The 22654-nt window shown below is 48.5% G+C and carries 13 protein-coding genes; 6 read left to right on the top strand and 7 right to left on the bottom strand.

Features of this window, described 5'->3' with window-relative positions:
- The first annotated feature begins 13 nt into the window (after positions 1–13).
- Positions 14–424, top strand: coding sequence for a type IV pilin protein (locus CJA_RS15450; protein ID WP_041551623.1), 411 nt, complete (start codon positions 14–16; stop codon positions 422–424).
- A 136-nt stretch (positions 425–560) separates the two neighbouring features.
- Here CJA_RS15450 and CJA_RS15445 read toward each other — a convergent pair whose 3' ends face one another.
- A complete protein-coding gene (locus CJA_RS15445; protein ID WP_012488786.1) occupies positions 561–1964 on the bottom strand; it encodes a sigma-54-dependent transcriptional regulator in 1404 nt (467 codons plus the stop codon).
- A gap of 23 nt (positions 1965–1987) precedes the next feature.
- On the bottom strand, positions 1988–3658 hold the full coding sequence (locus tag CJA_RS15440; protein WP_012488785.1) for a sensor histidine kinase: 1671 nt from the start codon (positions 3656–3658) through the stop codon (positions 1988–1990).
- Positions 3659–3864: 206 nt separating this feature from the next.
- Here CJA_RS15440 and CJA_RS15435 point away from each other — a divergent pair, with 206 nt between their 5' ends.
- Positions 3865–5487: an NAD+ synthase gene (locus CJA_RS15435; protein ID WP_041551621.1), complete on the top strand. Its 1623-nt coding sequence runs from the start codon at positions 3865–3867 to the stop codon at positions 5485–5487.
- A 50-nt stretch (positions 5488–5537) separates the two neighbouring features.
- On the opposite strand, the gene CJA_RS15430 is transcribed toward CJA_RS15435, so the two are convergent.
- Complete coding sequence (locus CJA_RS15430; RefSeq protein ID WP_041551619.1) at positions 5538–6455, bottom strand: outer membrane protein assembly factor BamD; 918 nt, start codon at positions 6453–6455, stop codon at positions 5538–5540.
- A 144-nt stretch (positions 6456–6599) separates the two neighbouring features.
- Between CJA_RS15430 and rluD the strand changes: the two genes are divergently transcribed.
- Positions 6600–7562, top strand: a complete 963-nt coding sequence (gene rluD, locus CJA_RS15425) for a 23S rRNA pseudouridine(1911/1915/1917) synthase RluD (RefSeq protein WP_012488782.1) — start codon at positions 6600–6602, stop codon at positions 7560–7562.
- A 5-nt stretch (positions 7563–7567) separates the two neighbouring features.
- On the top strand, positions 7568–8335 hold the full coding sequence (gene pgeF / locus CJA_RS15420; protein WP_012488781.1) for a peptidoglycan editing factor PgeF: 768 nt from the start codon (positions 7568–7570) through the stop codon (positions 8333–8335).
- 77 nt (positions 8336–8412) lie between these two features.
- On the opposite strand, the gene CJA_RS15415 is transcribed toward pgeF, so the two are convergent.
- From CJA_RS15415 to CJA_RS15400, 4 genes are all read right to left on the bottom strand, one after another.
- Positions 8413–9141: a DUF1330 domain-containing protein gene (locus CJA_RS15415; RefSeq protein ID WP_012488780.1), complete on the bottom strand. Its 729-nt coding sequence runs from the start codon at positions 9139–9141 to the stop codon at positions 8413–8415.
- A gap of 155 nt (positions 9142–9296) precedes the next feature.
- On the bottom strand, positions 9297–10052 hold the full coding sequence (locus CJA_RS15410; protein WP_012488779.1) for a DUF1330 domain-containing protein: 756 nt from the start codon (positions 10050–10052) through the stop codon (positions 9297–9299).
- 137 nt (positions 10053–10189) lie between these two features.
- Positions 10190–11668, bottom strand: a complete 1479-nt coding sequence (locus CJA_RS15405; RefSeq protein ID WP_012488778.1) for a hypothetical protein — start codon at positions 11666–11668, stop codon at positions 10190–10192.
- An 86-nt stretch (positions 11669–11754) separates the two neighbouring features.
- Entirely contained in the window at positions 11755–13134 is a 1380-nt protein-coding gene (locus tag CJA_RS15400) for a hypothetical protein (protein WP_012488776.1), read from the bottom strand.
- A 429-nt stretch (positions 13135–13563) separates the two neighbouring features.
- Between CJA_RS15400 and CJA_RS15395 the strand changes: the two genes are divergently transcribed.
- Positions 13564–21354, top strand: coding sequence for a type I polyketide synthase (locus CJA_RS15395; RefSeq protein WP_012488775.1), 7791 nt, complete (start codon positions 13564–13566; stop codon positions 21352–21354).
- Positions 21355–21440: 86 nt separating this feature from the next.
- Positions 21441–22652: a glycosyltransferase gene (locus CJA_RS15390; RefSeq protein WP_041551617.1), complete on the top strand. Its 1212-nt coding sequence runs from the start codon at positions 21441–21443 to the stop codon at positions 22650–22652.
- Positions 22653–22654 lie beyond the last annotated feature (2 nt).

Genomic DNA, 22654 nt, shown 5'->3' with positions numbered 1-22654 from the left:
GACGGAATCATATATGCGAAAACATAATTCAGGCTTTACTCTGATTGAAGTGATAGTTGTAGTGCTGATTATTGGGGTTTTGGCATCAATTGCCATTCCTCAATATAAGCGTCATGTCCTTAAGACAAATCGAATGTCGGAGGCTGTGCCTGAATTGACGTCTTTATCTCAACGCCTGCAGCGCTGTTATACGGCATATGGACGATTTAATGACGATAGCTGCGCTGTTTATAAGGAATTGGATCTGGGGGGGTATGTAACGCCGGGTAAAGGATACTACGAAATTTCTATTTCGAATGTTAGCCCTACAGCTTATACCTTAACAGCAACTGCCATTTTGTCCCAAGCTGAAGATACTGAGAATGGATGTAATGAGTTAAAACTTAATCACTTGGGGCAAAAAGAACCTATGGTCTGTTGGTAGTTTATGTTTGGAAAATTTTAAAACACGTTGGCACCTAGTATTTAATGTAGAAGAGAATATATGTTGAGAAAGCATATTTTTTGGCTTGTTTCAATGCTCTGCTTACTGGGTGCTAATGTTTTAAAAGTTATGCAGTTCATTCATCCTCCAATCCCAGCTTTTGCAAGCGATATCGCAATGAGCGAAAGCTGATTCCCAAATGCTTGGCGGCCAGGGTTTTGTTCCACCTGGCCTGCTCAAGTGCAGAGCATAGTATTTCTTTTTCTACATCCTGAAGATATTCGTCCAGCGATGGATATTCTGCGCAACGTGCAGGGTAGTCGACAGTATTGTTGCGAGCAGGTGTTTGGCTGCCTGGCAATTGCCCTGCTTCAATCACAGGTCTAATGCTATTTGTGCTGCCTCTGAGTTGTAAATCTTCTGCTTCTATCGTATCGCTGTCACACAGTGTAAATGCCCTTTCCAGGACGTTTTCCAGTTCGCGAACGTTGCCGGGAAAATGATACTCTTCCAGTCGTTTTTGTGCGGCGGGTGATAAATGCGGTGTTGGTAAACCTATTTCCGTTGCCAGTTTTTGTAACAAGTGTTGGGTAAGAAGAGGAATGTCTTCTTTTCTATCGCGTAATGGCGCAACGGCAAGTTGAATCACATTGAGTCGATAAAATAAATCTTGGCGAAAGCGGCCTTCGGCAACTTCCTTCTCCAGGTTTTTATGTGTTGCACAGAGTATACGTACATCGGTGGTTATTTCTTCTGCCGCCCCTATGGGGCGGACAGATTTTTCCTGGATGGCACGCAAGAGTTTGACTTGCATATCGATAGGAAGGTCGGCAACTTCATCAAAAAATAAAGTCCCTCCTTCAGCGGCTTGAAATAATCCCGTTTTGTCCTGGTGTGCACCGGTGAAGCTTCCTTTTTTATGACCAAAAAATTCACTCTCCATTAGTTCACGTGGAATTGCCCCACAGTTAACCGCAATAAATGGTTTACTGGATCTGGGGCCCAGGTCATGTATGGAGCGTGCTACCAACTCCTTTCCGGAGCCGGATTCTCCGCTGATGTACACTGGGGCTTGTGAGCGAGCCAGTTTTTGAATACTGCGGATAAGATCCTGGATTGCTTTTGAATGGCCGATAATCGGTGTTGTTTGAGGCGGTTCCTGCGGGGGTAGTTGGGCTGACTCAATAGCCGTGTTGACCAGGCGGCGTAATGTTGCCAGGTCAACAGGTTTTGAGATGAAATCAAAGGCACCAGCTTTCATTGACTCAATCGCGGTGTCTATGCTGCCATGTGCGGTAATTACCGCAACGGGTAACCCCGGGTGTTGTTGTTGTATATATTCAACCAGCTCAAGCCCGCTGCCATCAGGTAGGCGCATATCAGTCAGGCATAGATCATAGTGATTGCAATTAAGATGGCTTTTTGCTTGTGCAATATTGGCAGCTGCATCGGTTGTAATTTGCATTCTACCCAACGTGATTTCGAGGAGCTCACGGATATCGGGCTCATCATCAATAATCAGGGCGCGTTTCATGGTCATAAGTTAACCTTTTATAAAATCTGTCAGAGCGCTTTTTCAGGGTGTGCTAATTGTATATGAAAACAGCTTTCCCCTTGTTCTGTGCGACGGTAGCTAATGATAGCTTGATTTGCCTCACACAGTTCTTTGCAGATATAAAGTCCCAAACCTGAACCTGTATTTTCGGTAGTGAAAAAGGGTTCAAACAGATGTTTGGTGTTATCGGTACTAATCCCTGGACCGTAATCAATGATGCGAATATAGGGTTGTTGGTGTTGTAAGTCCTCACCAATTTCCAAACGTAAATCAGCCCTGCCGGGGGCGGGCCTGGTATAGCGCAGGCCATTGTCACAGAGATTGGTCAGGACTTGCTGTAATTGGCTAGGATCAAACTTGGCCTGGGCACGTAAGTTTGTGTGGTCATCAAATTCTTCAAAGCCATATTTGCCGCTACTCAGCCGATCTACAAATTGAATGTTGGGTGTTTTGTCCGCGCCTTTGCTAATTTGATAGTCGCTGATGAATGCAGGAATCCAGAGGGTGAGATTTAAGCGCTGGGGGTTAGCTGGCCGCCTGCGCGATAGCTGCAGGATATTTTCAATGATTTGGTTAACCCGCTTGCTGTGGCTATTGATAATGCCCAGCAGCCGTTGATCGCCGGCATCCAGGTTAGGTGACTCGGTGAGTAATTGGCTTGCATGACTGATAGCACCCAGAGGATTGCGTATTTCATGGGCGATGCTTGCGGTTAAGCGCCCCAGCGACGCCAGTTTTAATTGTTGGGCCTGCTGATTGAGTGCGCGGACATCCTCAAGGAAAACCAGGGTTTCGCTGGTATTATTGGGCTCCAGGTAAGCAAAGTTAGCTTTGATTTCTGCCGAGGAATCGCGAGATTGTTTACTGATAGTGCTTGGATCTTTGGTCTGTCGCTTCCACGCCTGGAAGCGATCCAGCAGCTCCGGTAATTCGGTGAGTTGCTGAGGTGGGGAAGCATTATTGGCCAGGCCAAACAGTTTGATCGCTGCTTGATTGATCAGCTCTATATGTTGATTTTTGTTGAGTACAATAATGCCTGTCCTCATCCGCTCAATAATAAGCTGTGCCAGTTTTTGCAAGTGGGCGACATGGGCGGCTTGAGCTTCTGCCTCTTCGTAGGATAAGCGAATTTTGCGGGTCAGGTATTGGAAGAGTAGGGATGTAAAAAACAGCAGCGCGCCCAATGTGCCGGAAGAAAAGAGGTGGTTGTTGTCTTGTGTCAGTAAAATATATCGATAAGCGCCCTCGGAGATAACCGCAATACTGGTCACTGCTGCCAGGAGGGTGGCTATACGATCGCGCAACATGATTCCACCTGCCGCAATCGCAATCAGCAACAGGTACCCCATGCTACTTATAGCCCCGCCACTGGCATGCATCATCAGGGTGATGGCTACTACATCCACTAGCAGTGAGCTAAATAAATTGCGCCCGGAAGGTTTAAAGCGCAATCGCCACATCAATACCAGGGAAAAGAAATTAATCGCGGTATAAATGGCCGAGGTATAGAAAAATAACGTCGGGTTATCACTGCCTAAAACCTTGGGTGCAACCTCCATGTGGAACATGGAGAGTAGGATTCCCCCCAGTAGTGTGCGGTAGTAGGTATAAATCCGCAGCAAATCATAAGGGTTATAGCTGCTGACCTTCAGTGGTGGGAAGGTTGAGGTATTGGTCATGCTCCTGTCCTGATGAAAAATGACTTGGACAATCCGGGGGTTTGTTCGACAATGCGCGGCCGTCTCCTCCCTGGCAGCTGTTATTCTTCTCGGGCTTTTGACATCCCCGGGCTTTTTATCAACAGCCTGCCGATTGTGCCAGTTTTATGTCACGACGGGTGAGGGCTTATCTTCCAAATGGTAGATTTTTACAGGTTAAATGCTTTATGTCGCAGCTTCAGCTAGTGCTTGCCCAGATCAATACGCTAGTGGGGGATATTCCCGGTAACACTGCCAAGGTGCTTGCCAGTGCCCGAGAGGTGCTGGAGCGGGGGCCTGTGGATGCCATTATCTATCCTGAACTGACCTTAACGGGTTATCCACCTGAGGATCTGCTACTGCGTCCCAGCCTTGATGGGCGTATCCAGCGGGCTTTGGATGAGTTGCTGGACGCCAGGTTGCCAACAACCCTGGTCGTGGGTTATCCGCGCAGGCGAGGCGATAAGCTGTATAACATGGCCGGTGTGATACAGGCGGGTAAGCTGGTTGCTGAATATGCCAAGCAATGCCTGCCGAATTATCAGGTGTTTGACGAAAAGCGCTATTTTGTCGCGGGCGATCAGCCCTGTCTTTTTGATTTGTGTGGCCAGCCAACGGCACTGACAGTTTGTGAGGATATATGGCATCCGGAGCCTATGGCCCAGGCAAGGGCCGCCGGTGCGCGTTTGATGCTGAACCTGAATGCTTCCCCTTACCATCAGGGAAAACAACAGGAGCGCGAGGCAATGATTGCGGAGCGTGCCCGTGAAGGGAAAATGCCGGTTGTTTATGTCAACCTGGTTGGTGGTCAGGATGAGCTGGTGTTTGATGGTGGCTCGGTTGTCGTGGATGCGCAAGGCACGACCCGCTACCGGGTGCCCGCTTATAGCGAAGGTAATTATCGATTACAACTGGACCTGGCGACAGGTCACTGCGACCCCTCCTTATTGGTGCCAGTGCCTGAGCGATTGAGCGCGGTATACCAAACCCTGGTACTGGGTTTGTGCGATTATGTAACCAAGAACCGCTTCAACGGTGTGGTGCTCGGCCTATCCGGGGGGATAGATTCTGCTCTGACATTGGCGATTGCTGTGGATGCCTTGGGGGCTGACAAGGTGGAGGCAGTCATGATGCCCTTCCGCTATACCTCTGACCTTAGCAAAAACGACGCGGCTGATGAGGCTGCCCGTTTGGGGGTTCGCTATGGTTCTATTAGCATCGAGCCTATGTATGAGGCTTTTATGGCGGCCTTGGCAGACGAGTTCGCCGGGACAAGGCGCGATACAACGGAGGAGAACCTGCAAGCCCGCTGCCGAGGGGTAGTGTTGATGGCTATCTCCAATAAAAAGGGCTATCTGGTGTTAACCACCGGTAATAAAAGCGAGATGGCAGTGGGTTACTCCACCCTCTATGGCGATATGGCCGGCGGGTTTGATGTGCTTAAAGATGTACCTAAAACCCTGGTCTTTGAGTTGGCTCGTTACCGCAACACCTTGGGTGAGGTAATCCCCGAAACAGTTATCACCCGTCCACCTTCGGCTGAATTGGCGCCTGATCAAAAAGATGAAGATAGCCTCCCGCCTTATGAAATTCTTGATCAAATCCTGGCGCTCTATGTCGAGCAGGATCAGAGTGCGGAAGCGATTATTGCGCGTGGGTTTACCCGTGAGCAGGTGGAAAGGGTGGTACGCCTGGTGGATATCAATGAATACAAGCGCCGCCAGGCGCCGATTGGCGTACGTATCAGTCAACGTGGATTTGGGCGCGATCGACGCTACCCGATTACATCGGGTTGGCAGCTGGGGGATTAGGTGTTAACGCCTAATAAAAAAGGCCGCGTGGGCGGCCTTTTATCCAGTCGTTAATTGACGCTCTTGGCGGGTGCTTTAATGTACTGTGGGTCGTAAAGCTCACGGGTGTCAAAGCCGGTAACTTCACTTTTGCTGAACAGGCCAAAGGTCAGCCAGGCAAACAGGTTAAAGTGGCCATCATCGTACATATAGCGGTCATTAAATTGTCCATCTTTATCCAGGGCGGGATAATTCGGGTAATTGGTGCGCAGGATCTCGAGCATTTCGTCAGCCTGTGTACTCATGCTCATCAGGCGATAGCCCTGTACCATCACTGCCAGGGCGTCAGGAATGGCCGGGGTTTTGGGGAAGTTCTCCAGGACATAGCGGCCGCGGCCGACAGCGGCGATATAGGCCCCGCGCTTGAAATAATAGTTGGCGACGTGGATTTCATAGCGTGCCAGCAGGTTGCGCAGGAATAACATGCGTTTTTTGGCATCTGCTGCATAGGCGCTATCGGGGTAGCGATTGAGCAGTTGGGTGAAGTTGGCCAGTGATTCGCGCGCAGCACCCGGATCGCGGCGGGTAATATCGACAGGAAGCACACGCTCGAACATACCTTTGTCCTTGGTGAAGGAACTCATGCCCAGCATATAGTAGGCGTAGTCCACATTGCGGTGCTGGGGGTGCAGGCGGATAAAACGGTTGGCCGTGGCGATGGCTGCGTCCGGTTCTCCCGACATGTAGTAAGCGTAAATCAGTTCAAGCTGGGCTTGTTCGGCATAGGTACCAAAGGGGAAGTTTTCTTCCAGGGTCTGCAGGTTCTTGATGGCCGTTTGCCACTGGCTATTGTTGAGCTGGCGCTCGGCAGCCTGGTAAAGATCCGCCTCAGTGGTTACTTTGGGTTCTTTTTCCTTGGAGGCGCAGCCGGTGATCACTAGGATCAGGCTCAGGACTAACAGGGGCAGGGCTCGCAGGGCTACTTGCATGGTGCATTTGACTCTTATTGCAATATAAATGGGGGCCGCAGTTGGTGCGGCCGGGTATTTAAACACAGCGCGGCCCGTTAAATATAGGGGTGTGAAACACCTGCCGCTTGCGACCAAACATGTGATTTGTAAAGAGACTCTTGAATGAAAGATGTAGTTGAACTCAGCGCTCAGGTACCGATCCAGATGAATGGCATGCGCTTCGACCAGGCCGCCTCGGAGTTGTTCCCTGACTTTTCCCGTTCGCGCTTGCAGGGATGGATCAAGGATGGCCTGTTAACTGTCGATGGCCGCGTGGCCAAGCCCAAGGATAAGTTAATTGGCGGAGAAACCCTGGCGTTACACGCTGAACTGGAGGCCCAGGGCGATTGGGAACCGGAAGCCATTGAGCTGGATATTATTCATGAGGACGATGACCTCCTGATTATCAATAAGCAGGCAGGGCTTGTTGTGCATCCGGCGGCGGGTAACTACACCGGAACCCTGGTGAACGCTCTGCTCAACCACGCGCCCAGTCTGGTGAATATTCCCCGTGCCGGCATAGTTCATCGCCTGGATAAAGATACTACCGGCCTGATGGTTGTTGCCAAAACCCTGGAAGCGCATACCGACCTGGTCGCGCAACTGGCTGATCGCAGCGTCAGCCGTGAGTACGAGGCGGTGGCCGTAGGCGCTATGACGGGGGGCGGTACGGTGGACGCGCCCATTGGACGCCACCCATTGCAACGCAAGCTGATGGCTGTCCTGTCGCAGGGTGGCAAGCGGGCGGTAACCCACTATCGGGTCGCCAAGCGCTATCCGCACCACACCCATATCCGGGTCAAATTGGAAACCGGGCGCACACACCAAATCCGTGTGCATATGGCCCATGTTGGCCATCCGTTGGTGGGAGACCAGACCTACGGCAATCGCTTTAAAATCCCCAAAGGGGCTAACCAGCAGTTAATTGAGGCGCTTAAACATTTCCCCCGCCAGGCACTCCACGCTTTTAAATTGGGACTGGAGCATCCCGGTACTGGTGAATACACAGAGTGGACAGCTCCCCTGCCGGCAGACTTTCGCAAACTGCTGGATGCCTTGGACCAGGGCTACCAGCAGGAAGATTAACTATCGTGGATGACCGGACTGATAGCCTGTGGATAACGCCGGACTGGCCGGCGCCAGCCAATATCCGCGCGTGCATTACAACCCGTGTGGGCGGTGTTAGCTTGCCACCTTATGCGAGTAATAACCTGGGAGATCACGTCGGCGATAACCCGGAGCATGTCGCCCTTAACCGTATGCAGTTATGTCGCCGTCTGGGGCTGGTTCGGTCGCCGCAATGGTTGACACAAATCCACGGCGTAAACCTGGTGCAGGCAAAAGGCGATGGCTTGGTTCGTACTGCCGATGGCAGTTATAGCAACCAGCCAGGACAGTCCTGCCTGGTCATGACGGCGGATTGCCTGCCTATATTGCTATGTGATCGTGCCGGTACTCAGGTAGCTGCTCTTCACGGCGGTTGGCGCAGCCTGGCGAAGGGCATTTGTGCGCGTGCAATTCCCAAATTCAAGGCGGCGCCGGAGCAAATACTGGCGTACCTGGGGCCTGCTATCAGCCAGGCTCATTTTGAGGTTGGGATCGATGTACTTGAGGCTTTCTTTAAAGCAGTACGCAGCCATGATCACCGCGATCAAATCGCGGCAGCATTTATCCCCGGCGAAAGGCCCATGCATTTCTATGCCGATATCTACGCCCTTGCGCGTGCTGAACTCCTGTCGTTAGGCGTCACAGAAATCTATGGTGGCCATTATTGTACCTATGCAGACAGTGAGCGGTTCTACTCCTACCGCCGCGATAAAACGACCGGGCGTATGGCCAGTTTGATTTGGTTGGAATAACTGCCACCACTGCCCGTCGTGTTAAATAGGGCCGGGGCTTTTTCCGCCCAGCCCGGTTGATTGTTCATGCAGGGATTTTAGTTCCAGAAGCCCAGCTGAAACCATCTGATATCTGCTACTCCTTTTTTGAATTGCTCGTGATGGGCCTGAAATTCCGGGGATTCTACATAGTCATCGGTGCTGGCTGTTTGAGGCCACTCCAACAAAACGGCCAAATCCGGAGGTGTGGTTTCTCCAGCGGCAATGGTTTCATGCCTGGAGGGCGTTAAGGCAAAGATAGTCTTAATCCCCAGTTTGTCGCGTAAGGCCTGTGTACCAGAGAAATAGCTCTTATAGGCGGCCTTATCCTGAAGCCATAATAAGGCGATGGTGTAGCGTTTTTCTTTATCCAGAGTCAGGGCCAGGGGGGCTGTGATATCAACATCGGTAGATTGCAGCTCGTTCCAGGCCAAACCTCTCAGGGGTTTAATGTCTTTTAAATACTGAGGGTTTTGACGGGATTTTTGTGATGCTTCCTTACTCGGCCACGAGTAAAGCCCGGAACCTTCCGGCTTGCCTGGACCAGCCAGTGTCTTCTCTACTTTAAACGTTGTTATCTCCTGCATCCCGGCAGCTTGTGCAAGAGGAAATGCTTGCTCGAAGTATTTTTTTTGTACGTCTTCACCGCCGGGTTTATTTTCGCTAAAGACTATTGTGAGCCGTTGCCCTGGGGTAAGGTTTTTTTCTATCACAGATGCCTGGAGTGACACAGATAGTGAAAGTGAAAACAGCAATATCAATTTAACTATTTTTTCTGGAAAACGCATAATCACCTGCTCCTGTTAGATTTTTTCTTAGACATCATTGGATGGATCTGTCGCTGTGGATAAACGGAATTTTAATGGTGTATTTATAGCGCTTCCTCATCGCCCCTCCATAAAAGATAAAAGGCAGCGCGATGAGGAATGGGGTTGTCAGTAATTTATTCAACAAATTGCGTGTTGATAATTTCAATATCGCGTACGGCAGGATCCCTGTATACCTTAAATGCCTCTGCAACTAAATCTTCGGTGATAAATTTATAAAAATGTGAGGGGCTGGGCCATATAGATAGACCAGCCAGATCACGTTTATGGTTGCTTTGTGGATGGTTAAGCGGCTTTAAGTCAATCAATAACTCTCTGCCATAAGATGTCATTGAGGGGAGTACTTTGATATAGGACTGGTACATCAAATCTGGCGATTGTGGTGAGGAATAGCTTAAAAACCAAAATTCGTACGCAGATGAGTTATTGGGACGGAAAGATATATCGTTGTCTATTGTGTACAGGCTGAACTCCGAGTGGCGAGTGATATTCCTTTGTGCCGTTGCATAGGGCTCTATTTGGCTTGTTCTTAGATAGGCCTCGAAGGCTGCTACAGATGGCCATTCCGTCATTATTATATAGTGTGGCCTCAGTTTTCCTTCTGCTATTTGATAGGTGTCGAATTTTGCTTCAAGATTGCCGCCGGATTTTTTAATGGCCTTCTTCAGTAAAGGATAGTAATGAAGTTGGAAGGCGCTGTTTTTCCCGTCCTTAAGATCCAATAAATGAATAGCGACAATGGAGTTTTTTGAAATTTTTATCGTGGATGGCTTATGGTTATGAGACTTGGCCAGGGTGATGCTTGAAAAAACAAAAGCGATTGTAAAAATGAAAAGCTTAAATAGGTTAAAGTTTTTATATGGGTGTTTCATGTTTATCTCCTTAAATGGAAATTGGTGAGGTCGTAAAAATACGCTTGATATAAACGCCAAATAGGCCAGCTGTCAGGGGACGATCCTTGTCCACATAATGGTGTTAAATCCTGTGCTGGTATATTTTCAATAGTGGGTTAGTTGTTGGTAATTGGTTCTGCATACCAGGTGGCTGTATAAGCAGGCCAATTGGGAATATATAACCGGTCCTCTCCAAGTCTGGCAGGAATGGCATCGCGATCGGCGTCAGAAACATACAACCCCTGGTTTTGGTGGCAGCTTTGGCAGGTGGAGGATACGCCCCATTTTTGGGTCTTGATAAACGCATTGACCGGATCATCGCTGGGGTCATCATTGTGGTAGCGAGTTGAGATGTCTTCCACATTGGCTTTCCTGATATCCCAGGCTTCATGTTTCAGGTACCAGGTGTTGTAATGGAACTCGGGAACGTTCTCAAAGGTAAGTAATGTGTTAAACCAGCCCATGTCACCCAGCCTTAACGCTAAATCCATGCCTAACAGGTGGAATGAAATGACATTGAATGGGCCTCTGTTCGTGTTGCCGCAAACGCGACTGGGAGTGGTCGTACATTTTTGCACCCCAGCCAGGTAGCCATTGACAGCGAAATAAAATTTATCCGGTTCTTGCATCGGAATAACTGTTGCAGGCCAGGCATAAAATTCGGGGTATATTTCAAGCCATTCCAGCATCTCTTCATCAATGCGGTTTACTGTGTTTTCATCTTTATGGAGTTTTGCAAGCCAGCGGCGGGCAGGCAGGGTAAATCCCCCTATCGAAGTGACTACGCGAAACAACGGGTTTTTACTTGGGTTTTGAATCCATTTACTTTGTGCTTGTTGGGCAAGTGCCTCGATTCTTTCTGCGAAATAAGAGCAAATAATATAAGAATAAAGCATCGTCGGATCTGCATAATCAGCTTCTGAACCATTCCAGAGGTTCACAGCAGACACATACATATTGGTTAATAAGTTTCTAGGTTTTTCCAGTATTTCCTCTAACAGTAAATGGTCAGCTTTATATCGATCTGCTTCATTAAGTGTGAAGGATCGAAAAAAGAATAGTTGTGCATGAGTTTGCTCGGCAAAATCCAACTTGCCCTCCTGGGGAAGCCATTTTTTGAGCAGCCTGTTGGTTTCCTTTATAGAGTTATTGATCCATGCGTCTTTGGCGCCCAATCGTTTAGCCCTATGCAGAAAATACTGGGCATAAATGGCCCGTTTTAGGGAGTCTATTTTTACTTTTACATTTTTACCATGAGCAAGTCCGTTTACTTGTAGTACGAGGAGATGGTAGGCAGCATTAATCTTTGCCAGATTGACGTTGTTAGGGTTATCGAGGTAGGCGACCAGAATTGCCGATTCGCTTTTGGGAATATGTTGTTGGGAGTTGTGTGGTAAAACAGTCTCATAAAATGTCACAGATGAATCCTGGCTTTTATTAGAATGTTTTTTTATGTGATTTTTTTCCAGTTTTTGTATTTCTTTGAGATCACTTTTGCTTATTGAAAAGCTATCACTTGCGTCTTTGTTATGGGCAATTGCCGATGAGGTTATGATCATCAACAATATGCAGCTAATGTTACGTAAAATATGCATGTTGCATCTCCTTTGAAAAAAGTTATAAAAATAGCCCACAGGGAGTATCCAGTCGTACTGGATACTCCCTGTGAGAAGTGGAATTGTTACTTGGATTTAGACAGTGAGCCGATCCATGTTGTGGTTTGGAGTGGCCAATTATTGATGGTCGCTACGCTTTCATGGGGATAATAGACAATGGACTTTTGCTCTTCGGTCCAAACCCTGCTTTGTGCCTGATGGCATAGTTGGCAGGTAATGGTGTCCGGACCCCATTTGTGCCTTTTCAACAGCATGTGTACAGGGTCGTCATTGGGGTTGTCGTTATTAAAAAGCTCATGCATAGCAAACATGTTTTGTTCGCGATGCTCCCATAGCGTTCTCCCCAAATCCCAGTCGTTATAGGCAAAGGGAGGCACATGTTTCCAGGTACTTAAGAAATATTGTGCATAGTCAAACATACCCGCTTTGATAAAAAAGTCGACTTGGCCACCAAAGAATGCAATGTTATTAAAGCTGAATTTCGCTAAAGATTGGCAGGCATTCATATCGGGAATTTCCTGGCAGTGTATATTGCCAGCATCCCAGGCGTTAAAGGCTTCCAGAAAATTCTCATTCTCCGGAAACAGCATGAGTCCAACACTGGCACTATGGAATACGCGGTTCAGTGCCAACCAGTGGCGGTGTTCTTCATCCAAAGCATTGACCGCACCAGTATCACCATGCAGTTTTGCCAGCCATCTTCTGGCGGGAACTGTCCAGCCTCCCAGGATAGGTGCCAGGCGAAATCTTGAGTATTTGTTGGGGTTTTTCTTCCATAGTTCTTCCATTTTCCTGGCCATTGCAACAGTTCTTACCGAAAAGTACGAACTGAGGACAAAGTGATAGAGAATGGAGGGATCATCATAACCTGCTTCTCCGCCCAGCCATATGTTGGATGCGGTTAAGTAGGCGCTGGTTAATGTGTTATGGGGATTATTGGCCAGATCTTGTAGTAAAAGGTCTACGGCGATATAGCGGTTTTCCTCGTGGTAATTAAATGCCTCAATAAAGAAATCATGCGCCACATCCTGATGGTATGTCGGCTTCGATGATGCCGGCAGTTGTTGTTTCAGGTAAAGACTTATGTCGGCCAGAGGGATTCCGACAAACAGTTTGCTGGATTTGTCGAGTTTTATGGATCTTTCAAAAAAGTAAGTAGCAATAATTCCATGCCGGATAGTATCTCCCCGATTTTTTTGTTTCCGCTTCAAAAGAAATTTTTGGTAGTGAATGGCGCCAAGTCCTGCTGCATGGCGCGCATTGTTGGGATTGCCTAGATAAGTAACAAGCAGGCTTCTTTCGACAATAGGGAGTGATGGTGCTGGTGCGTTATTGGGTAATCCGGAGCTGTACATCAAATCATTGCCAGAAAAGTCAATGGGTTGTGACCAGGATGCTGCCGAAAACGTTAATGCTAACAGGGTAATTAAATATTTATTAAACATGACCGCTCCTTTGTGTAGGTCAAATTGTCACTTTTTTGGAGGCGCGTTTTAGGCCGCATCCAATTTTCCTGGTTGACTTTTTCATTAGTAAACAAGCATTTTTTTGGAAATGGCATGTAAAACATTTTCCTGGTTTTTTTTTGCTTATTTCTAACTTTTAATTTTTCTAATTTTATTAGTACGCCCATTAATAAATAAAAAACGTTTTATTTCAAGATATATATTTTTATGAAAATCAAAGTTTCGGTATTTTTTTTGTGATAGTGTTCCCAAATGTTTGCAAGTGTGGCATTTGGTTCTTCTATGATGCTACCTGAGGTTACAATTGCGAACATAGAATGGCGCCGCAGGCCGCAGTTGTTACTGGATGATTTCAGTTCCATATTGCAAATCTAAATAAAGCGACTGATAAATTGGAAAGGTGAAGATATGAAGGATTTACAATCGGCAAGTGAAGATATCGCAATTGTTGGCATGGCTTGTCGCTTCCCTGGAGGTGTCAAGTCTCCCAAAGAATTTATGAATTTTTTGTTAAAAGGCGGTGACGGGATTAGTTTGGTGCCACAGGATAGGTGGAATAACGATGCTTATTTTGATGCGGATAAAGACAAAAAAAATCGCATGTATGTTAATCAGGGAGGATTTTTATCCGATATTGAGATGTTTGAACCGCAGTTTTTTGGTATCTCTCCGAAAGAGGCCCCCTCAATAGATCCCCAGCATCGCTGGTTGCTTGAGTTAACCTACGAAGCATTGGAAAACGCCGGGTTGAAACCGAGTGAATTGCGCGGTAGCAATACGGCCGTCTACATGGGCCAGTTCATGCATGACTATGAACAGTTACAAGTAGATGCGATGGGACGGGAACTGATTTCCAGCCATTCTGCGACAGGACCATCCATGACGCTGACGGCGAATAGGATCTCCTATACCTTCGACTTTACAGGCCCCAGTGTGGCGTTGGATACCGCATGTTCATCCTCTCTGGTGGCGCTTGACCTCGCTTGCCAGGCGATTGTCCGTGGCGATAGTCATGTCGCCATTGCCGGTGGCGTTAATATTTTATTGCGCCCGGAAATGACCATGTCCATTTGTAAAGCATCCATGTTGTCGCCCGATGGTCGGTGTAAAAGTTTTGATGCCTCGGCCAATGGTTATGTTCGCAGTGAAGGTGCCGGGGTTGTCGTTGTAAAAAAATACAGTGATGCACTCCGCGATGGCGATCCAATCCTGGCCCTGATAAAAGGTACGGGTGTTAACCAGGATGGCCAAACGAATGGTATTACCGTACCTAATGGAAAAGCACAAAAACGGCTTTTGGAAACGACATTGGCGCGTGCCAACATGGCGCCATCCGATATTCAATACCTTGAGGCCCATGGCACAGGTACCGCAGTCGGTGATCCTATAGAAGTGAATGCCATGGGTTCAATTCTGCGTGAAAACCGCAGCCCGGATACTCCCTGTGTGATTGGCTCTGTAAAAAGCAATATCGGTCACGCTGAGGCGGCGGCGGGGATGGCGGGATTAATGAAAGCTGTTCTTGCCATCAATACGGGAATAATCCCGCGCAATATTCATTTTAAAAAACTGAATCCGGCTATTTCATTAGCGGATTTGAACCTTCATTTACCCCTGGATAATACTTCCTGGCCAGATGTTGCCGGCCAGCCGCGACGAGCGCTGGTTAACTCGTTTGGTTTTGGTGGGACCAATTCGAATGTCATCATTGAAAGAAACACCGACGCTATTAATTATTTTCCTGAAACAGTGATCGCCGATGTGAATGTGGCCTGGGGGCGAAAATACTGGCTTGCGTTAAGTGCAAAATCGGAACCTGCATTGAAAGCCCTCGCCGGGCGATACCGGGAGTTTTTGGTTGAGGCTGCGAGCCATGACAGCATTCTGGATATTTGCTATACCGCAGCAACTCGCCGCGATCACTATAAATATCGTTTAGCCATCACCGGAACATCAGCCTCGGACATGATAGAGGCTCTTGATGCATACGTAGCGGGAGAACAGAAACAGGGCTATGTCAATGGTGTTGATAACCATAGAGCCAAAGCGGACAAGGTCGCCTTCGTGTTTTCCGGTATGGGTACCCAATGGGTGGGCATGGGGCGGGAATTGTACGCTGGCAATCCAATATTCCGGACGGCAATGGATCGGTGTGATGCCGCACTGGCACCCCTGACAGGGTGGTCATTGGTTGACAAACTCTACACCAATCCTGTGCCGGATCTCAGCAACAGGACCGATATAGCACAGCCGGCCATTTTTGCTGTGCAATATGCACTCACGGAACTCTTAAACGCATGGGGTATTTTGCCGACGCACATTGTTGGCCACAGCGCCGGTGAGGTTGCCGCTGCCCATGCCTCCGGTGCCTTATCCTTTGATGATGCAATTAACGTGATTTATCACCGCAGCCGATTGCAGTTTACAACCGAAGGCATGGGAAAAATGCTGGCGGTAGGGCTGACACAGGGAGAGTTACAGGAATATTTGGCGGGGGTGGAAAATAAAATTTCGATTGCGGCAATCAATAGCGAGGATGCCATTACATTGGCGGGTGATGAGCAGGAGCTGATTCGTATCGCCGAAAGGTTGGATGAAAAAGGTATTTTTGCCCGCTTCCTCAGTGTCAATGTTCCCTACCATAGCCCGGTTATGGATCAGCTAAAGGAGCCCTTGATTGATGCTCTGGCCGATCTTGCCGTTCTTTCACCCGCCATTCCAATTTACTCAACCGTATCAGGCAAGCGTTCCGGTCAAAATGATTGGGGCGCACACTATTGGGCTGATAATGTGCGTAATCCTGTCCTGTTCAAGGATGCGATAGAAGCCATGATCGCAGAGGGTGTTTCTGATTTTATTGAAGTTTCTGCACATCCGGCACTCTCGTCATCCATTGAAAAAATCCTTCGGCAGCAGGGGCAACAAGGGGCAATTGTTTCCTGTTTGAAGCGCGATATAGATTCCTCTCAAATGGCGGATCGTATCATCGGGTCACTGTATACCGCAGGTATCCAGGTCGATTGGGAGCATTTATATCACGGTGGTAAACACACTTTATTGCCTAATTACACCTGGCAAAAAAGTGCCTATTGGTCAGAGGATGAGGCTGTTCGCTATGCCCGGCTTAACAATGTAAGCCCGAGTGCCGGTGTTCACCGCGAAAGCCATTTGCTGCTGGGGGCCAGTGTTCCATCACAAGTGCCCTTATGGCAAAAAACCGTTGCGCTGGATGAATTACCTTTCCTGGCTGATCACAGGGTTGATGGCGATATTGTATATCCTGCAGCAGCATACATTGATATGGCCCTCGCCTTGGCCCGGGAAATTGGCCAGGATCAATCGGTGACAGTGGAGGACCTCGCTTTCCATAAAGCCTTATTTCTGCAGGAAAGCAGCACCTTGCGTATGGAAACCTTGTGGGAGCCGGATACTCGCCATTATCAGATTGCGGCACGAGATACAGGGGCAGATAGCTGGTCTTACTTCAGCAGTGGAAGAATTAGTAAGGTTGCGGCGCTACCGGTTAAACAATCGATTGATGTGGCGTCAATAAAATCGCGGTTACCCTCGCACTATGTTTCCCAGGAGTTTTATCAACACTGTTTGTCCCTGGGGTTGGATTATCGCGATAAGTTCCAGGCGGTACAACAGGCCTGGTTTAAGGACGATGAATCGCTTGTGCAGATAGCCTTGCCAGCAGCCATGCACGTGCAGCATCAGCAACATAGGCTAAATCCTGTGATTCTTGATGGTGCCTTCCAGGGGCTTTTCCCAACGATCAGTAGTGGCTATTTGCCCGTTGCAATTCGCCAGTTACGATTTCATGCCACGCCTGGCGAGACAGGCTATGCACATCTCATCACACATTTCAAAAACCATCAGGAAATTTATGGTGACCTGGTGATTGCCAATGAAGGTGGCGATGTTGTAGTGGAAGTGCTGGGTATATCGCTAAAAGCCATAAACGCTGGACAATCCCTTATTTCAGATTTGCTCTACGAATTCCGTTGGCATGAGGCTGAACTGGAACGCACTGCTGTGCAAGAGGGGCATGTGCTGGTTGTTGCGGATTGCAGTGGGTTAGGGCATCACATCCGTGAACAGCTTGAAAACGCTGGCAGCCAGGTTGTTTTATGGGATGCGCAATCGCGCAATCTGGAGGACTGGGAAAATTTACTCAAGGAATCTGCAACCACCTGTAAATCGATCGTGTACTTGCCCTCACTGGATATGGATTTTTCCGATGAGATGTCGGTAGACCATATTGCAGCTGTTGTGAAAAACGGAGTTTGCGACGGGCCACTTCCTTTTATCCAGGCGATGTTGCGTATTGAATGGTCCCGCAATATCTCGTTGTTCCTGGTCACACAGGGCGGACAGTCCACTCAGCATCAGGATGGTATTAATACCCTTTCCCAAAGTACCTTGTGGGGCTTGGGACGGGTTCTGTCGTCTGAGCATCCTGAGTTTTCGGTGGTGATGGTTGACCTTGATAATAGGGACTGTGCGGACACCATCGATCGGTTGTCACAAGAAATCCTTTATGGCGGACAGGAGCAGGAAATTGCTATCCGTAACGGAGCGAGATTGGTCAATAGGCTGGGCAGGATTTCCAATACCGAGCTTGGTCATTATATCGATCGCAACGTCTCCTTACGCCCGGGGGATTCTTTTAGGGTCCTGCTTCATGACCGACCGATGGTGGAGCGATCACCAAGGGGCGTTATTCCCGACGGGAATGAAGTGCTGATTCGCGTTGATTGTGCCTCTACCTTCGTATCGGATTGGGTGATTGGCAACCAATACTTGTGTGCAGGGGAGATAATCGCAACAGGCAGTAACATAGCGGCTTATCCTGTCGGTACCCGGGTTCTTTTGCCATGGCATGAACTTCAATCGGACATCATCAAGCAGGGAACGGACGGTTTATATCACGTGCCGGACGACCGGTTATTGCAAGAGGCCTGCGACAATGCTGCCCGCCAACTGTGGTCAGAAATTAATGTTGAATATGCGCTGACACAAACCAGGCCCAATACGATGGTGTATGTCGGGCCCATCAATGAAGCCAGTGTGGCCCTGATTAAACGGGCGATGGGTTTAGGTGTTGACATAACCGTGTGCTCCAATGCGTTGGACAAGCTGGACCTTCCCGGTGATGCCAACATCACTAAAGTGAATACGGATCATTATGACTGGCCTGAGCTCTGCGCTGGGCAACGCCCGATTGACCTGCTGGTTTATGCTGAAAAATCACCTGTAGACGTTAAATTAGTGCGGCATTTGCAGGTTTTTGCAACCTTTCTGGATTGGAGCAGCGAGCCTGCCAGTACCGATGTATTGCGTATCGTGCAAGAGCAAAAAATCCATTATCTCCGCTTGAGTTGGCAGGATCTCATTGCCCACCGGGAGAGATTAATCGCCAGGTGTGTAGCGCGCTCAGTGGCCATGCCCGGCGATGCGGGTGTAACGCCGGTAGCGCTCCGGGATTGGTTGGATGCTGCACGGCAGTCATCCGGATTTTCACTGGTCGATTTTACCTGCGACCAGGAACTCAGCAAATTTACCCGACATGGCAAGGTAACCGGGATTGTTCGACCGGATGCTACCTATCTGGTGACCGGGGGGTTGGGTGGACTTGGCCTGGCTATTATGGACTGGCTGGTTGATGAAGGTGCCAAATCCATTGTGTTAACCGGACGCAATGAGCCCAATACCTATGCGCAACAGGCAATCGCACGTGTCCAATCACAGGGCATTATCGTTAAGGTTGCCAGGGCCGATGTTACCAGCGAGTCTGATATTCAGCAGCTGGTTGAATACATCAATGCAGAGATGAAACCCCTGCGCGGTGTTATTCATTCTGCCGGTGTGTTGGATGATGGTGTTATTGCCCAGCAAACGCCGGAAAAATTTGCCCGGGTACTGGCGTCAAAAGTAAATGGTAGCTGGAACCTGCATCGGGCAACTCGCCACTGCCCTCTGGATATATTTGTGTGTTTTTCGTCAATTGCAGCAGTTGTCGGCTGGCCGGGGCAATCAAATTATGCAGTGGCCAATAGCTTTATGGATGCACTGTGCCGCTATCGCCAGCAACAGGGATTACCCGCGTTGAGTATCAACTGGGGGCCATGGGCTGAAGTGGGCATGGCTTCCAAGCTGGATGTGCGCGATATTGATCGGATGGAAAGTTCGGGGATGAAGGCCCTGAATCCCAAGGCCGCGGTTTTAGCGATGCAAGAGTTGCTGGCCTATGGCGTTGAGCAGGCGGGTATCTTCGATATGAACTGGCGTGCAGTGTTTAATAATTCTGCCAGTTTGAAATCGAAAACACTGCTATCCGGGTTTTTGGAGAAAAACGACCAGGTGTCTGACTGTGTCGACTTCGCCTCTTTGTATCGCTCGACACCAGCCCCTTTGCGGGCAGCCCTTGTACAGGAAAAATCCTGCGGAATATTGGCCGATATTTTGGGATTTGATGATGCTGCACAGATAGAGGTGACGACCAATCTGTTTGAATATGGCTTGAACTCGCTGATGGCCATGGATTGCAAAAATCGGTTGCAAAATCTCTTTGCGGTCAAGTTGCCGGCTACCTTGCTGCTCAAACATCCCACAATTGCAGGATTTTCTGAGCAGTGTTACCTGTTGCTGGAAGCCGCTTTGAACACATCGCACGAGGAAGTCCCGACACAGGAAACGGCTGTAGTCGAAGACCTTGGGGAGCTAATCCTTGTCAAGGAAATAGACTCAATAAAAGCCCACCAGGGGCGCGAGCGTAAACTGGCCCATTACACTTTGCCTGTGCTCATGGAGATTGATACATCCCGTATTAATATCGATGCACTTGAAGAAGCCTTTAATGTGTTGGTGCAGCAAAATGAAGCCTTGCGGTTACGGGTTTCATTAACCGATACGCTAAGATTTTCTGTTGCAGAAGGTGTGCCCCGTTTGCCCTTGGCCAGGGTCAATATTGATGCGGGGCAAGCGGGGGATTTAGCGACTGTTTGCGATTCGCTGATTGCCAATGCATTTACCTTCTCGGTAGAGGACTCCCTTGCCAAGGCGTATCTGTTATTGCAACCGGAGACCGGGAAAACGCGCCTGTTGATGGTATTCCATCATTGGGTGTCCGATGGCATGAGTTTAGAAATGATTAAACTCCAGCTGATACAGAACTACTATCAAGCACTATCTGGCAATCACCGGCGCGGGCAGGGACAGTCCGGTTTGTTTAAGCGAATGCAGTCTAAGCAATTGACCTATGTCCGTTCACCAGAAGCCAGGTCAGAACTGGATTACTGGTTGCATTTACCTTGGACTAAGGTCGCCAATCCGGCCCAGGATGAGAAAACGATGTGCGCAAGCCATATTTTGCCGGCAGAGAAACATCATTTATCTGCAGTTTTTGATAAGTTGTGGTCTGGAGATGCGTTGTCATTGCAGGAGAAAGCGGCGATTAAAGATGCAAATGTTGCCGTTATTCCCGCAGATGAAACCTTGTCAAACTTTGTTTCCCGACTGGGTAAAAAAGGATATTCATTAGAGGATGCTGTTGTTGGTGCGGTCACCCAGGTGTTGCTTGCATGGACATCTGCGCCGGTTGTGCTGGTTAACCTGTTCAGATCCGGAAGAACCAATGATCTATTTGGCGATGAGATCCTGAGTTCCATTGGTGATTTCCATTATCGCTGTCCACTGTTTGTGGAAAAGGTTGAAGCGGTAAATGTACAGGCACACATTGACAGGGTACACCGGGCTAAAGCGGCATTGCCATCTGATGGGTTAGCCTATTTTGCGCTCAAGCACATGGCCGATCACCCCGGTATGCAGGCGCAGCAAACGCCCCAATTTGATATTAATTTTACCCAGCGGGATTTTGTGGCTGTCGCGGATAGAACCATCGAAGGTATAACACCCCTCGAAATCAGTTTAACCCGCAATAACCCAACCCTGTTCGCCGATGACCGGATTTATTTTGAAATAGGCTATCGAGAGCAGAGCTTTTATATCAAAACGGTTATCAAAGGGTTTGATTATATGGAGTCTTTATTTCCTGGCTATTTCCATCCTGCCCGGGCAGTGGCCTTGTCAGAGGCTATTCGACAAGTATTCCTGACGATAATGAATGAAGTTCTGTCCGAGAGCCTTTCTTCGACAGGGCAAAGTAATCCATTGTTGACCGGGGAGCCTGCGTAATTTTTTGACAGCGCTGTCGAGGCTTGCCGCCAGGTAAGCCTCGACCACCTATTTCATCTCAACCGATAAGCGGCAGGGCAAGGATTATGAATTTTCATTTCTTTTTTATGGGCAGTGCAGGTGATTTTTTTCCGTTATTCCGGACATCTATAGCATTATTGTCCAGAGGGCATTCGGTGACATTTGTCGCCAGTGATGAATATGTATGGATTCGTCCTTTTATTGAAAAAACACCTATATCCCTGGTGTGTATCAATGCAGATACCCGTTTTGAGCAGGGTGAAAAACCCACCTTTGACGTAGGTGGGCACCGCAGTTTAAGCGATTTGGTAGAACCCCTGGTTAGTGCACATTTTCGTTATGTACAGGATACCTATGTGCCGGGCAACACGGTGTTTATTAATTATATAGGTTATGTCGGCGTCAAATTTGCGTGCGAACACTTGGGGGCTCCTTATGTCGGTGTGCTTTATGCTCCCAACCCATTGGCGGAAACCGGGATATTTGATGACGACTCACTTGCAAAACTAAGCGGGGCCTTGCAGCGTGTTGCATCGGACAATCATATCAGCCTGGTTCCCACGGTGGATTTAACCTGGATATTGTCATCTCCCTATAATTTGGCTTATTTCCCCCAATGGATGGGCAATTTGGGCGAATCGGTTTTTCACGCAGGATTTCCCTACCCGGTAAAAAATGATGCCACCCTGCCTGGCGAGGTTGTCGTGTTTCTGGCAGAGAGAAAAGGTGAAAAAATAGTACTTTTTACGCCAGGTACCTCAATGCCTGATCCGGCTTTTTATGCGGGTATTGTCATCGAGGCATGCGTGCAGTTGGGTATCCATTGTATTGTGGTTTCTCATCAAATTGGCCAGTTGGCGCTGCAGCCGGAATGGCATGGGCGAGTGTTGTTGCTGGGGCAAATAGAGTTTGAGGCAATCTTTGATAAAGTGGATTTGGTTATCCACCATGCCGGTGTCGGAACCTTATCGGAAGCGTTGCGCTTTGGTGTGCCTCAGTTGGTAAAACCGGAGTTTTGGGATCAGTTTTACAATGCCTCGTTTATTGAAACACGGAATGTCGGTAGGGCTGTTAAAAAAGAGGCATTTACCCGGGAGACCTTAACATATCTGATAGACGACATTTTAACGTCTGATGACATTCACCAGGCGTGCAAAAAAATGCAAGTTGAATGCTTAAATCAAAATGGAGCGGTGATCTCGGCAGATTTTCTGGAGAGCATCCTGGTGCATGACAAGGTTGCAAGTCAGCATGACCCGGTAGTGGAGACACTGTAATC

Origin of the sequence: Cellvibrio japonicus Ueda107 (assembly GCF_000019225.1) — a bacterium.
GTDB classification, from domain to species: domain Bacteria; phylum Pseudomonadota; class Gammaproteobacteria; order Pseudomonadales; family Cellvibrionaceae; genus Cellvibrio; species Cellvibrio japonicus.
Note: the sequence above shows the minus strand (reverse complement) of the source record. Positions and strands in the feature narration are given on the sequence as shown.

Coding starts and splice junctions, on each gene's coding strand:
- CJA_RS15430 (WP_041551619.1), bottom strand. CDS start 6,455: ATGCAAGTAGCCCTGCGAGCCCTGCCCCTGTTAGTCCTGAGCCTGATC.
- CJA_RS15400 (WP_012488776.1), bottom strand. CDS start 13,134: ATGTTTAATAAATATTTAATTACCCTGTTAGCATTAACGTTTTCGGCA.
- CJA_RS15450 (WP_041551623.1), top strand. CDS start 14: ATGCGAAAACATAATTCAGGCTTTACTCTGATTGAAGTGATAGTTGTA.
- rluD (WP_012488782.1), top strand. CDS start 6,600: ATGAAAGATGTAGTTGAACTCAGCGCTCAGGTACCGATCCAGATGAAT.
- CJA_RS15395 (WP_012488775.1), top strand. CDS start 13,564: ATGAAGGATTTACAATCGGCAAGTGAAGATATCGCAATTGTTGGCATG.
- CJA_RS15445 (WP_012488786.1), bottom strand. CDS start 1,964: ATGACCATGAAACGCGCCCTGATTATTGATGATGAGCCCGATATCCGT.
- CJA_RS15435 (WP_041551621.1), top strand. CDS start 3,865: ATGTCGCAGCTTCAGCTAGTGCTTGCCCAGATCAATACGCTAGTGGGG.
- CJA_RS15405 (WP_012488778.1), bottom strand. CDS start 11,668: ATGCATATTTTACGTAACATTAGCTGCATATTGTTGATGATCATAACC.
- CJA_RS15440 (WP_012488785.1), bottom strand. CDS start 3,658: ATGACCAATACCTCAACCTTCCCACCACTGAAGGTCAGCAGCTATAAC.
- CJA_RS15415 (WP_012488780.1), bottom strand. CDS start 9,141: ATGCGTTTTCCAGAAAAAATAGTTAAATTGATATTGCTGTTTTCACTT.
- CJA_RS15410 (WP_012488779.1), bottom strand. CDS start 10,052: ATGAAACACCCATATAAAAACTTTAACCTATTTAAGCTTTTCATTTTT.
- CJA_RS15390 (WP_041551617.1), top strand. CDS start 21,441: ATGAATTTTCATTTCTTTTTTATGGGCAGTGCAGGTGATTTTTTTCCG.